11 protein-coding genes are annotated in these 12,681 nt (G+C 68.3%); 8 read left to right on the top strand and 3 right to left on the bottom strand.

The genetic code is table 11. The annotated features are described in order from the left end of the window. Positions 1–15 precede the first annotated feature (15 nt). Positions 16–636 (bottom strand): hypothetical protein, encoded by a 621-nt coding sequence (locus CRP30_RS20580; RefSeq protein ID WP_097185902.1) that lies wholly within the window; start codon positions 634–636, stop codon positions 16–18. Positions 637–744: 108 nt separating this feature from the next. Then, a complete protein-coding gene (locus tag CRP30_RS20575; protein ID WP_097185901.1) occupies positions 745–1,989 on the bottom strand; it encodes an MFS transporter in 1,245 nt (414 codons plus the stop codon). Positions 1,990–2,225: 236 nt separating this feature from the next. Between CRP30_RS20575 and CRP30_RS20570 the strand changes: the two genes are divergently transcribed. The 6 genes from CRP30_RS20570 (at position 2,226) to CRP30_RS20545 (ending at position 10,140) form a co-directional block, all read left to right on the top strand. Next, complete coding sequence (locus CRP30_RS20570; protein ID WP_235003593.1) at positions 2,226–2,924, top strand: excalibur calcium-binding domain-containing protein; 699 nt, start codon at positions 2,226–2,228, stop codon at positions 2,922–2,924. Positions 2,925–3,089: 165 nt separating this feature from the next. Beyond that, positions 3,090–3,281, top strand: coding sequence for a hypothetical protein (locus tag CRP30_RS20565; protein WP_097185900.1), 192 nt, complete (start codon positions 3,090–3,092; stop codon positions 3,279–3,281). Positions 3,282–3,372: 91 nt separating this feature from the next. Further along, a complete protein-coding gene (locus CRP30_RS22365; RefSeq protein ID WP_143278517.1) occupies positions 3,373–4,839 on the top strand; it encodes a hypothetical protein in 1,467 nt (488 codons plus the stop codon). Between the two features lie 168 nt (positions 4,840–5,007). Next, positions 5,008–8,298, top strand: a complete 3,291-nt coding sequence (locus CRP30_RS20555) for a TM0106 family RecB-like putative nuclease (protein ID WP_097185898.1) — start codon at positions 5,008–5,010, stop codon at positions 8,296–8,298. A 95-nt stretch (positions 8,299–8,393) separates the two neighbouring features. Then, the gene (locus CRP30_RS20550) at positions 8,394–9,140 is read left to right on the top strand and encodes an enoyl-CoA hydratase/isomerase family protein (protein ID WP_097185897.1); all 747 of its coding nucleotides are present in this window, start codon (positions 8,394–8,396) and stop codon (positions 9,138–9,140) included. 157 nt (positions 9,141–9,297) lie between these two features. Next, on the top strand, positions 9,298–10,140 hold the full coding sequence (locus tag CRP30_RS20545; RefSeq protein WP_143278516.1) for a hypothetical protein: 843 nt from the start codon (positions 9,298–9,300) through the stop codon (positions 10,138–10,140). Positions 10,141–10,276: 136 nt separating this feature from the next. Here the strand turns inward: CRP30_RS20545 and CRP30_RS20540 are convergent, their stop codons facing one another. Beyond that, on the bottom strand, positions 10,277–11,791 hold the full coding sequence (locus CRP30_RS20540) for a DNA cytosine methyltransferase (RefSeq protein WP_200814886.1): 1,515 nt from the start codon (positions 11,789–11,791) through the stop codon (positions 10,277–10,279). Between the two features lie 51 nt (positions 11,792–11,842). Here CRP30_RS20540 and CRP30_RS20535 point away from each other — a divergent pair, with 51 nt between their 5' ends. Continuing rightward, entirely contained in the window at positions 11,843–12,280 is a 438-nt protein-coding gene (locus tag CRP30_RS20535; protein ID WP_097185895.1) for a very short patch repair endonuclease, read from the top strand. Further along, complete coding sequence (locus tag CRP30_RS23385; protein ID WP_369406771.1) at positions 12,280–12,468, top strand: type II toxin-antitoxin system Phd/YefM family antitoxin; 189 nt, start codon at positions 12,280–12,282, stop codon at positions 12,466–12,468. The genes CRP30_RS20535 and CRP30_RS23385 overlap by 1 nt, the downstream gene beginning before the upstream one ends. Positions 12,469–12,681: the final 213 nt, after the last annotated feature.

The raw sequence follows: 12,681 nt of genomic DNA, 5'->3' as shown, positions 1-12,681 counted from the left end.
GCCGGCCGCCGTCCGTCAGGCCATCTCGGGGACGCGCAGGTGGTGGATCGCCAGCTCGAACTCGGCCATGTCCATGACCTCCAGGCCCATCTGCCCGGTGAACTGCTCGCGCATGCCCCGTACCGCCTCGGCCGAGCGCTCGAGGGACGCGCGGTCGTCGTAGGTGGCGGTGAGGACGCTCATGCCGGTCTGCCGGTCGCCCATCTCGCTGACGCTGCAGAAGCCCGGGATGTCGTCGAGCCGCGGGATCAGGCTGGTGCGGAAGGTCTCGACCATCTCGTCCATGCGGGCGGGGTCGCCGCGGGTCCAGGTGACCCGGCAGCACGCGCCCTCGGGTGCCTGGTGGGCCCGGTGCAGGACGGTGATCTCCCACTCCTGAACCTCGAACTCGGCACCCATGACCTCGACGGCCCGCGCGCGCATCGCTCGGACCGCCTCTCTGCTGGCGCTCATCGACTCCTCGGAGTCCCAGCTGGTCGTGACGATGCAGCGGCCCGACTGGCGGTCGCAGAGCATCGACAGGCCCATACAACCGGGCATGCTCTGCACCGCGGGCATGACCTCGTCGCGTGCGAAGGCGATGCCGTCGTCGATGCGCTGCGGGTCGGCGTGGACGGTGTTCGATCGGGCGTACATGCCGCCCTCCTCTCGGGATGGCGGGCGGCGCCCCGGCGGCGTCGCCGCGAGGGTCATGCTTCTCGGCGCCGGGGGGCTGTCAATGGGTGCCGACGCGTCCGGCTCGGCTCAGGCGGGGACGAGCTCCGGGTGCTCGACGGGTTCCGAGGTCGGCGCCCGGTGCGCGATGCCGGCGCCGACGACGAGCGCGGCGGCGAGGGCGGGCAGCGCGAGCGCGGTGGTGGGGCCGAGGGAGTCGACGACGATGCCGGTCGCGGCCGAGGCGAGCGCCTGTCCGACGACGACGGCGGAGCCGAGCATCGTCATGGTGGTCGCCGAGCGGCCGGCCGGGCTCAGCTGCGCGGCCAGGCTGTAGAGGGTGACGAGCGTCGGGCCGATGCCGAGCCCGAGGACGGCGAGGGCGAGGGCGAGGGCACCGACCGACCGCGCGCAGGCGTAGCCGATCGCGGCGGCGAGGAGCACCGAGCCGAAGGTCCGCCAGCGGGCCCGGAGCGGGAACCGCGCGGGGAGTGCGGCCGCGCCCAGGGCGAGGACGGCCGACCCGATGCCCATGACGCCGTAGAGCAGCCCGGCGCGGTCGCCGCTGCCGTCTTGCGCGAGGAAGCCGGTGAGGCTCGTGAGGGTGGCGCCGAAGAAGATGCCGACGCCGAGCGTGCCCACCACGACGGTGAGCAGCGGGAACCGGACCAGCTCGCGGACGGGCGCCGGAGTCTCGGGGGCCCGTTTGGGGTCGAGGTGGACGCGGCCGGTGGGGTGCAGGGCGAACGCCGTGACGAACACGAACGTCAGAGCTGAGGCGCCGGCGATGGCGACCCAGGGGGCGATCGCGCTGGCCAGCAGCCCGACGAGGAACGGGCCGACGATGAACACCGTCTCGTCGGCCGCGGACTCGTAGGCCATGGTGCCGCTGAGGACCTTCTCGCGGCGGGAGGGTGCGATGGTGCGCCCGATGAGGGCGACCAGCCGGGTGCGCGACAGCGGGGCGACCTGCGGCGCGCTGGCACCGATCAGCACCGACAGCGCGAGGACGGCAGCGTCCGGAGCGGTGCCCGCGACGACCAACGGGAAGGCGCCCAGCAGGGTGGCGTTGAGCAGCCCCACGGGGACGAGCACCCGCCGCTGGCCGAACCGGTCGACGGCGGCGCCGAGGAGCGGGCCGGCGAAGGCGGTGCCCAGGCCGGCGGCGGCGGAGTTGAGGCCGCCCAGGGTGACCGATCCGCGCTCGGCGACGACGAGCGTCAGCACGCCGACCACCATCATCGCGAAAGGCAGCCGCGCGACGAACGCGAGCGGGAAGTAGGCAGGCCCGGCGGAGCGGACGAGCGGGGACTCGGTGAGTCGGGGGAGCGTCATGACCTCGGTGCTTCTGCGGATCGGGCGTGCCGCCTTGATCCGTCAGCGAGGCCGACAGCAGGTAGTTACACGTTCTGAACGGCGTCGATTCTAACGGGGCCGGAGGCGCGGCGGCCCTGGCACCGGTGGGGCGTCAGGGGCTCGGTGCGCCTGCCGGGTCTCGAGGGAGGTAGATGGTTCGGAGCCGGCCGAGCGGCATCCCCGGTTCGCCGTTCACCGTGCTTACGGTCCCGGCCGTGGTCGACGACGTGCAGTACGAATTCACCTCCGTGCACACCCTTCGCGGCAGCGAGGCCAAGGCGATCGCGAAGTGGAGGACGGACGGCTGGGAACTCGACAGCCGAGACCAAGGACTGCTGCGGACGGAGCTGACCTTCCGCCGCGTCAAGCCGACGACGCTCGCTTCCCGAGCCCGAATGGCCTTCGGCCGTCTGCAGCCGAAGGCGCAGTTGAGCGTGATGGCCGGGGCGGGTGTGCTGGTCCTCTGCGTGATCGGCGGCGGTGTCGTCGCCGGGATCCAGGCCGGGGGCGACACTCCCACGCTGGCCGCGTCGGCCACGGAGGCCGCAACTGACGCCGAGCCGAGTGAGAAGCCGTCCGAGGCTGCTGTCCGAGCGCCGGCAGCAACCACGTCGGCGGTTCCGACGACTCCGCTGCCGGCACCGACGACCGCGGCTCTCGCACCTGAAGCGCCGAAGCCGCAGCCTGTTGCGCCGAAGCCGCCGGCCCCTGCGCCCGTGGTGCCGAAGGCCCCGGCCCCGGCGCCCGCGCCTGCGCCCCAGGTGGTGGCGCCCCCGGTGGCGAACCCGCCGGCCAGCACGCACTTCAAAAACTGCGACGCCGCCCGGGCTGCAGGGGCTGCTCCGGTTCGGATCGGAGATCCCGGCTACGGCCGCCACTTGGACCGCGAGGGGGACGGCGTCGGCTGCGAGTAGCCCACACGTGAGGCCGCCGTCGCCGGCTCAGTAGGGCATCGAACAAGTGGTGCCGGGCCAAATCAGCCTGGCGCCACCTTTTCGCGTCAGTGGCGTCCGCTATCCCTTCGGGGAGGCACAGTCGTCCAGGGCAGCCGGACGGCGGCGATTGGGAGGTACTGGGCGATGCAGCGACTCGACGGGCGGCTGGTGCTGAGCCCGACCGACCTGACCGCCCACCAGGAGTGCGCCCACCTGACGCGGCTCGACCTCGGGGTGGCCGCGGGGGAGAGGGCGGCACCCGACGTCCAGGCGACCGGTGCGTTGAACTACGTCGCCGCCCGGGCCGGATGCGGGGGGGCCGACCGTCGGTGGTAGCCGCAGGAGGACGTCAGACAACCTCGGGACCTCGTGCAGTGAGTAGCCCATTCGACCAGATGCACGCCCCGCCCTGTCCTACTGTGCCGAGATGAGCTTCGCGCAGGACCCCGATCGCGGGCGGCCGCCCAAGCAGGTCAACGCACTGCTTGGCCTGTTCGATAAGCCGCCGCAGCGAGATTGGCTGGTCTGGTGGACCGTGGGTTTGATGGTCATTGCGGGGCTTTCCATCGCTTTTCCCGCAGAGGAAACTGCGCGCACTACGTCACTGCCCCGCTGGGCCGACGCGCTGCTCGCTACCGTCGTCTTCGGAGTCTTGTTCGGATTCTTTCCCGCTTACCTGCGCCTTCTTGTCAGGCGCGTGCGCTTCCGTAGATCGGCAGCGACCACGCAGGAACAGCAGGTGCCTGACGGCGGCGGGGGGAGTGTCTCCGGGAGTCGCCGGTACTCGCCATCCAAGAAGGTTTCCGGTGGTCGGGGACCCGCTCAGCAGTCCGCGCCGGGACGCTCAGCGCCGGCGGCACCGCAGGAACAACAAGTCCCTCCACCCAGTTCTGCGCGCCCCGCGGACCTGATCGAGAGGGGCAACGCCCTATCGGCAGAACCCCCGGGGGTATCGCCTCATGTCGAAGAGGGACGCCCTGCGGTCGGACCGGTGACGATCGGCGCCCTTGACCTCACCAGAGTCCGGAACTCGGGAATCCTGTCGCAGGCGCGTCACGACTTGCCCTATCCGATTGCGCGTGCGGCTCGCATCGTGCAGCAGGCACCAACCATGAAGGAAACGTACGAAGCGGTTCTTCGGGCGGCGGAGGCGATCTCGACGGTCTTGGGCATCTCCGCGACTCTCTGGGCTCGGCGGTATGGCGTGACGACAACCGAACTACGCAAGCTCCAGAGAGCCTTCCAGCGCAATGTCTCGTGGGGCGTCTGGACGGACGCGGCTCGCTCTGTTCAGGGTCCCATGGCAGGACATCCGCACGCACTCCCCGGGATGGCCGAGGCGCTGCGGTCGGGAAAGGTCGGCACCCCACTGGTCTCTGACTTGCAGGATCTCGCCAAGGAGCGCAACCGCTGGGCACACGGCAGGGGCCCGCGCAACCAACTGGAGGCTTCCCAGCGACTCGAGGAGGTCTACCCGCTCTTCGAACGAGCACTATCGAACGCTGGCTTCCTCGGCGGGGTGACTTGGATCTTGGTCAATGACTCGAAGCTGCAGCGACGGGAAAGAGACTTCCAAATCCGGGCAGCGAAGGGGATGGGAGATCACCCGGACTTTGACGTCATGACGTTCACGAGCCCGACGGCGCTGGCTGAAGACACGTTCTATCTGCTAACTCCAGATGGCCCTATGGACATGACGCCGCTGGTCGTCTTTCGTCCATGCCCCGCTTGCCACCAACAGGAGGTCGCTTATGCAGAGGGCCTCGACGATCGCAAAGGCGTGGCGTTCAAGACCTTCGATCGAGGACACGTCGTGTACGACTCGAGCCTGGTCGAGGAATTGCGGCACCTCGTAGAGGACGAAGGTAACGGCCGGGAGAGCGACACGGCCTAGGGCCGGTCCGGGGAGCGCCTAAGTCGCTCGCGATCGAATCGGCCGGGTGACGGCAGGGCATCGCGACCCCTCGTCGTGTCAGTCCCCTCCAGTAGGCCTTCGCTGAGGCGGGCTCGTCCGAGGAACGTCCGGCAAGTCGGCGACGACGGTTATCGGGAGGTAGGGGCAATGCAGAGACTCGATGGGCGGCTGGTCCTGAGCCCGACCGACCTGACCGCCCACCAGGAGTGCGCCCATCTGTCCCGCCTCGACCTCGGGGTGGCCGCGGGGGAGTGGGCGGCACCGGACGTCGAGACCACGGAGGAGCTGCAGTTCGTCTTCGACCGGGGGATGGCGCACGAGGAGCGGTACCTCGCGTCGCTGGCGGCTTCGGGGAAGTCGATCGCACGGATCGAGACCGTCTTCGACGCCGACGGCCGCCGCCGAGCGGAGGCCGACACCGTCGAGGCGATGCGCCGCGGGTTCGACGTCGTCTACCAGGGGACCTTCTTCGATGGCGCCTGGGGCGGGCAGTCCGACTTCCTGCTCCGCGTTGATCGGCCGTCTCCGGTGTTCGGCGCGTGGTCGTACGAGATCGCCGACACCAAGCTGGCGCGGAAGCTGAAGGTCGGCGCCCTGCTGCAGATGGCCACCTACGCCGAGCGGCTGACGGAGCTGCAGGGTGTGGCGCCGGAGTTCATCCACGTCGTCACCGGGGACGGCGAGTCGCGGCCGTGGCGCCTGATCGACGTCGCCGCGTATGCCCGGCGGGCGCGGGCCCGGCTGGAGACCTTCGTCGAGGCGCCGCCTTTCACCGGCCCCTCGTCGATCGGCTACTGCGAGCAGTGCCGCTGGGCCGAGCGGTGCAACGGCGAGCTGCGGCAGGCCGACGACCTCGGCCTGGTCGCCGGGATGCGCGGCGACCACCGCGACTTGCTGCGGGCGGCGGGTATCCCAATGCTCGAGGCGCTGGCAACGGCGTCGCCGGAACTACTGAAGACGTCGGGCATCGGTGCCGACGCGCGCACCCGGCTGCAGCAGCAGGCGGCCGAGCAGCTCAAGGAGCGGCGGACGGGGGAGTCGTCGCGGACGCTGCTTCCTCCGGTCGCCGGCCTGGGGTTGCTCCGGCTGCCGCCTCCGTCGCTGGGCGACCTGTACCTCGACTTCGAGGGCGACCCCTGGTTCGAGGACGGCGCGGGCATCGAGTACCTCGCCGGGCTGGGCGATCGGGCGGGTGGCTTCACGCCGCTGTGGGCGCACGACCGCCTAGCGGAGAAGCAGATGGTCGCCGACCTGATCGACCGGATCGTGGCCGCCGCGCAGGCCGATCCGGCGATGCACGTCTACCACTACGCGCCGTACGAGGTGAGCGCGCTCAAAAAGCTGACCGGCGGCTACGGCGTCCGCGAGGCGGAGCTCGACCAGCTGCTGCGCGAGGAGCGGTTCGTCGACCTCTATCCCGTCGTCCGGCAGTCGATGCGGATCAGCAAGGAGTCGTACTCGATCAAGAAGGTCGAGGCGTTCTACGGCCGGTCGCACGAGGGCGAGGTGGCCAGCGGGCTCGGCAGCGTGCTCGTCTACGAGCAGTGGCTGCAGGACGGCGACGCCGCGAAGCTGGCGGCGATCGAGTCGTACAACAAGGAGGACGTCGACTCGACCCGCGAGCTGCACGACTGGCTGGAGCAGCAGCGCGCCGAGCTGGAGTCGCAGCACGGTTCGCTGCCCCGGCCCACGGTTGAGCTGAAGGCGCCGGACGCGAAGGTCACCGCGGTGCAGGCCGTCGAGCAGGAGCTGACCGAACGGCTGCACGACGCCGGCCATGAGCTTCTCGGGGACCTCGTCGGCTGGCACCGCCGCGAGGACCGTCCCGCGTGGTGGGAGGTCTACCGGCTGCAGGACCTGGACGCGGAGGAGCTCGAGCGCGACGGGACGGCGCTTGGCGGGCTGACCTTCGTCCAGTACCTGCGGCCGGAAAAGAAGAGCCACCTGTACGAGTACTCGTTCCCGGTGCAGGACACGAAGGTCTCCACCGGTGAGGCGCTGGACGTGGACACCGCGAAGAAGGTCGGCGAGGTCTTCGAGTTCGACGCCACCGCCGGGCGGCTGGTGCTCAAGACGACCGCTGGTGAGCCGCCGTTGCCGCGCGGGCTCGGGCCGGGCGGGCCGCTCAACACCAAGAGCCTGCGCGAGGCGATCCAGGCGACGGGGGAGGACGTGCTGGCCGGCCGCGACTGCCTCGGCCGGGCGCTCGTCGAGCGGCGCGTTCCCGCGGGAACGCAGCTGCGCGAAGGGGAGTCGACGACCCAGGCGATCGTGCGGCTCGGGCTGGCGCTCGATGGCGAGGTGCTGGCAATCCAGGGGCCGCCGGGGAGCGGCAAGACGACGGCGGCCGCGGCGCTGATCCGGGAGCTGCTGGACGCCGGGAAGAAGGTCGGCGTCACGGCCACCTCGCACGCCGTCATCGGCAATTTGCTGAAGGCGGTCGGGCGGCCGGCGCTGCAGAAGTGCGACGAGAGCCAGCACTGCGGCTCGGACGACGTGGCCTGGTCGTCGGACAACGGTGTCGTGACCGACCGGCTTCTGGCCGGCGACGTGAACCTGGTCGGCGGGACGGCGTGGTTCTGGACGCGGGCGGACGTGGCGCAGGCTGTCGACGTGCTGGTGGTCGATGAGGCGGGGCAGTTCTCGCTGGCGAATGCGGTCGCAGTGGCACGGGGTGCGCGGTCGATGGTGCTGCTTGGCGACCCGCAGCAGCTGGCCCAGCCGAGCCAGGCGGTGCACCCGGGGGAGTCGGGCGCCTCGGCGCTGGAGCACCTGCTGGAGGGACACGCGACCATCCCGCCGGAGCGCGGGGTGTTTCTCAATCGGTCGTACCGGATGCACCCGGACGTCCGGCGGTTTGTCTCCGAGTTGGCCTACGAGGGCCGGCTGGAGTCGGCGCACGGTCGCGAGCGGGTGGCGGTGCTGGGGGAGGGGCCGCTGTCGGGCAGCGGGCTACGGGTGGTGCCGGTTGACCACGTGATGACGTGCGCGGACAAGAGCCAACAGGAGGCGGACGCCGTCGCGCGGCTGTGGCGGTCGGTGCAGGGCTCGATCTGGCGGAACCACCTGGGCAAGGAGGCGCGGATCGGGCCGTCGGACGTGCTCGTGGTGGCGCCGTACAACGCGCAGGTGGCGCTGATCAAGGCGGCGCTGCCGGCCGGTGCGCGGGTCGGGACGGTGGACAAGTTCCAGGGCCAGGAGGCGCCGGTGGTCATCTACTCGATGACCAGCACCAGCGCCGACGAGGCGCCGCGGGGTGTGTCGTTCCTGTACGACCCGAACCGGTTGAACGTTGCGGTGTCGCGGGCGCAGGCGCTGGCATGCGTGGTGCTGAGCCCACTGCTGCTCGACGCGCCGGTGCGGACGCCGGACCAGCTGCGGAAGGTGAACGCGCTGTGCCGGCTGGTGGAGTCGGCGACGGTGGTCGCGCAGGGCTGACCGCCTGCGCGGGTCGGTGCGGTCGCGTGGTCTGATGCCTGTCAGGAAGGTGGTGCCGGCGTCGGGGCCGGTCCCCTGGGCAGGAAGGTGGCCTCGTGGCCAGATCCGGTGAAGTGCTGCTCGAGGTGGACGGCGGTGTCGCGATCGTGACGCTGAACGCCCCGGACCGCCGCAACGCGCTGACGCCGGCGATGGCCGACGAGCTGATCGCCACGTTCGACGAGGTCGACGCCAAGCCCGAGGTCGGCGCGCTGGTCGTGCGGGCGGAGGGGAAGTCGTTCTGCGCCGGTGGGGACATCGCGACCCTGACGTCCGCAGGGAAGGATCCGGCGGCGCCCGAGGCCTACGAGGGCATGGGCAGGATTTACGACTCCTTCTACCGGCTGGGCCAGGTCAAGGTGCCGACTGTGGCCGCCGTGCGTGGGTCGGCCGTGGGCGCCGGCATGAACATGCTGCTGGCGACCGACCTGCGGATCGTCGCGAAGGACGCCCGCCTGCTGGCCGGCTTCCTCAAGCGCGGCATGCACCCGGGCGGCGGCCACTTCGTCATCCTGTCGCGCCTGATCGGCCGCGAGGCCGCGGCCGCGATGGCCCTGTTCGGCGAGGAGATCAACGGCGACAAGGCCGTCGAGCTCGGTCTGGCTTGGGAGTCCGTGGACGACGTGGCAGTCGAGGACCGTGCGATCGAGCTAGCTCAGCGGGTGGCGGCGGACCCGGAGCTGGCGCGGGTAGCGGTCGGCAACTTTCGCAAGGAGGTCGTCAACGGGGCGGTGGCCTGGGACGTCGCCATGCAGTTTGAGCGACCTTCCCAGATGTGGTCCATGCGGCGTTCGGTGACGTAGAGCCCGGGCGGCCATCCGGCCTACCGTGGCTCGTTTGCAGATCTGCGTGCTGCCGTGCGGTGGCGGGTGGGACTGCTGGGGCTGGCTAGCCATGTCGTTTGCTGCGCGGACAGCCCCCCGGCGCGTCGCGCGACGCACAGTGAGAACCCTTGCGACGGTGGCGCGTATGGCGAGCGAAAAAACCCAAGTGATCGAGTATCTGTTTCGACAAAGGTACAACACGGAAACGGGCACAATAGATGCCGATAAAGCCGTCGTGTTCTTCGACGACATCACCGTGGCTATCGACGAGACTGGGGCTGATCTGAGCAAGAACAATCCCGCCAACTTCTGGAAAGATCTCACAAGGAAGAATCCAGAATTGAGTTGGCCTAGCTTCGTTCTCGCCATTGGCTGGACGGGCGAGGACGCAATCGGCGCTGGGAACAAGGCCTCGTTCAGGTTCGTGCCTCTGCCCCCTGGTCAGACCACCGCCTTCAAAAAGGCCATGGAGCCCTCAGACTCCGCCCTCGAGCGCGCCGTTACGGTGCAGTCGCTATCCATTCCAGTCGCGACGAAAGCGCTAGGGCGCTCAGACGAGAACTGGGTGGCGCAGGTGGCTCAGAGACTGGCAGTTGTTGAGACCCACTTCGCCGTCTTCAGCGCGAGAAGCGTAGTGGAGGTCAACTTTCTACAAACGGGAATCAAACTGCGCGGCGGCGAGGTTGACGCGGCATACTCACTAACTGATTTCGACGGTGCCCTATGGCTGGTCTCCGTCGAAGTTAAGAGCCGATCCGAGCAGCTTTGGCCTGCGCAGGTGCGGCGGGCCGCACTGGCACTCCAGGCTACTAGTGCGGCTACCGAGATGGGAGCAAGGGTGATCCCTTTCGGCGTAAAAATTGTCGACACATCCAAAATTTGGACCGTCGAATTCGAGCCCGCCGAGACCGAAGAGGAGCAGTTGGAAGTGGCATCGGAAGGCATTATCGAGCTGAAGCCATCTGTGCCGGGAGTATAAACGAGCAGGGCACTAAAGCTCTGATGGCGGCAGGACCGCCGTCCGGCTCGAGCGAGACTTTTGCTTGCATGGGTGATCGAGGTGACGCCCTGCGGCTGCACACGAAACCAGCATTGCGACCAATCCACACGCGAACCTATATGCGCGCGGCCACCTTCCGCTGAGCGTTCGGTTCTGACGGGGGTGCTGCATCGCCATCGGTCGCGACGCCGAGTGAGGCAGCGGTCTGCGCTTCCAAGTTCGACTCACCCGGCAGAGCGCCTCGCTTCCGCTTAGCGGGGATGAATGCCGTATCCGCTCCCAGGTGTTCCGTCGCTCGGGACATCGACATCGTCAGCAGCTTTGAGTCACCAAGCTCCAAGGCCTGCTCCGGCTTGTATGGGGACACATCAAGTGCCCGCATTACAGCGGCGCCGACAGCCCGTCCAACGAGCGGTGCTACGGCATTCCCGATCTGCCGGAATCCATGCCACTTCGTGGTATGCACTCGGAACCAGTCGGGGAATGAGTGCAGTCGCGCTGCCTCGCGGTTAGACAGCACGCGAGGAAGTAGCGGATGAAGCGGCCGGGGAGAAGTAAAGGCTCCCCTTTCGCTGCCGCTCCCTGCTCTAAGGGTGTTACAGAGCCCCTCTGGGTCGAGCTTGTAGAAGCGGCTAACCGGCTCGGTGTTGCCGGGGTCGGTCTTGTGGAACCTCAGTATCGACTTTTCCGTGTGAACTGTACGCATGGAGCTCGTGAGCAATGTGGGGTCCCAAACTCGGGCATAGCTAAAGTCTTGCAAGTCCCAATCTAAGCCTCGCAGCCTGCGGGCGTAGCTGCTAGCTGTGCCGTTCATGGCGGCGATCTCGTCTGGAGTGAGCGTGACCGCGTCGCAGCTCTTTAGCTCATCGAAAGTGTCAAGATCAGGCAAGTCGAGTATCGCATCGCCAACCGTGGGACCGGTCGGTAGCATCACACTCGACGGGGTCGCGAGCTCAAGGCGCTTTCGTCCGGGTGTTCCTGCCCGCTTTGGTACGGGCTTGACTATTGCGGTGGGTGGCTCCGCCGTACGTGTTTGATCGTTCCTAGTCCCGATCAGGAATAGTCTATGCCGCTCCTGGGGTACCCCAAAGTCGGCGGCATTCAGGACTCGGAACTTCGCGTGATCGGAAAAGTGGTAGCCAGCATCCTCGAGCTCCGAAATGAGCTCGGACAGTACGCTGGCGTGCCCCCCCTTTGCCATGCCTGGAACGTTCTCCATGATGAAGTATCGGGGCCTTAGCTCTACGACAAGGCGGTAGAAGTGGAAGACGAGCTGATTTCGCTTGTCGTCGATGAGGCGTTTACCGATTAGGGAGAACCCTTGGCAGGGCGGCCCGCCAGCCAAGAGATCGAGCTCCCCGTTCCAGTCGGAGGCGTCTCGCCCATGGCGAGCGAGACCCTCGCGTACGGCGGCGCGGAGGCGCTCGGCTGTGAGAGGAGCTGAGACGTCCGCGCACAGCACCTTGGTTTGCGGGAAGTTGAACTCATGGGTTGCTGCGTGAACTGGGTCGTACTCGACGGCGGTGACAACATCGAAACCGGCCTGCTCGAGGCCGAGCGAGAGCCCGCCGGCTCCAGCAAAGAGATCGATGGCGAGGGGACGCGGGGCTGGTGCATCGGTCATGCTCATCGGTGTCGACCGTAGCGGCTCGCTGTGACACAACGCGGGAGGCGATGAAGGATGTGGACAAGCCAAGGGTCCGAGCGAGCATCGAGTCCCCGAGCCCGGTCGGTCATGGTCGGCAATCGCAGCCGCGACACCAAGCCCGAACTGGCGGTGAGGCGGGCCGTTCATGCCAGAGGGCTTCGTTACCGGGTCTCGGCGCGTCCGCTGAGCAGGGTGAGGCGCACGGCTGACCTGGTCTTTCCTTCCGAGAAGGTTGCTGTCTTCGTTGATGGTTGCTTCTGGCACGGCTGTGAGCAGCACTACGTACCGTCGAAGACGAGAGCACAGTGGTGGGCGATCAAGATCGATCGGAACCGCGAGCGTGACGAGGAGACTGACCGGCTGCTGAGGGACGCGGGGTGGGTTCCCCTCCGAGTCTGGGAACATGAGCCCCCAGCCCTTGCTGCCTCCCGCGTTGAGCAGCTGGTGCGAACGAGGAGGAAACCGGCGTGATGCGTGACCGGCCTGTCGAGGTGCCACTTTTCGAGGCGCGACAGGGGCTTGGAGAGCTGATTCAAAGGGTCTGCGCGACGGGCGTGCCTGTGTACCTGACTAAGCGCGGAAGGCCGGTGGCCATGCTTGCTCCTCTGCCCGCACAAGAGGATGAGAGTGCCGATGAGCATCCCGCCCCCGGGTCCTAGAGCCAAGCGCCTCTTGCGCTCGGGCGTTAGGTTCGATTGCCCCGAGTGCGGCCTTCTCTGGCGTGAAGACGAGGCGCATGCCGAACTGCGGCCTGAGCCCTGTCCAGACTGTAAAGGAGTCCTTGCTCTCGTGGGCTTGGGCGAACGTATTGTCGAGTATGCGAAGTGGTTCAAGTGTCAAAGATGCCACCAGCTCTGGATGTGGCGGCGAGG

The organism is Blastococcus haudaquaticus, from assembly GCF_900230285.1.
Taxonomy (GTDB): Bacteria; Actinomycetota; Actinomycetes; order Mycobacteriales; family Geodermatophilaceae; genus Blastococcus_B; species Blastococcus_B haudaquaticus.
This window is presented reverse-complemented; position numbering and strand designations above follow the sequence as displayed.

What these genes read in the sequence shown, in the direction of transcription:
- CRP30_RS20580 (WP_097185902.1), bottom strand. Translation starts at nt 636, where the DNA reads ATGTACGCCCGATCGAACACCGTCCACGCCGACCCGCAGCGCATCGAC.
- CRP30_RS20575 (WP_097185901.1), bottom strand. Translation starts at nt 1,989, where the DNA reads ATGACGCTCCCCCGACTCACCGAGTCCCCGCTCGTCCGCTCCGCCGGG.
- CRP30_RS20565 (WP_097185900.1), top strand. Translation starts at nt 3,090, where the DNA reads ATGCAGCGACTCGACGGGCGGCTGGTGCTGAGCCCGACCGACCTGACC.
- CRP30_RS22365 (WP_143278517.1), top strand. Translation starts at nt 3,373, where the DNA reads ATGAGCTTCGCGCAGGACCCCGATCGCGGGCGGCCGCCCAAGCAGGTC.
- CRP30_RS20555 (WP_097185898.1), top strand. Translation starts at nt 5,008, where the DNA reads ATGCAGAGACTCGATGGGCGGCTGGTCCTGAGCCCGACCGACCTGACC.
- CRP30_RS20540 (WP_200814886.1), bottom strand. Translation starts at nt 11,791, where the DNA reads ATGAGCATGACCGATGCACCAGCCCCGCGTCCCCTCGCCATCGATCTC.
- CRP30_RS20535 (WP_097185895.1), top strand. Translation starts at nt 11,843, where the DNA reads ATGTGGACAAGCCAAGGGTCCGAGCGAGCATCGAGTCCCCGAGCCCGG.
- CRP30_RS23385 (WP_369406771.1), top strand. Translation starts at nt 12,280, where the DNA reads ATGCGTGACCGGCCTGTCGAGGTGCCACTTTTCGAGGCGCGACAGGGG.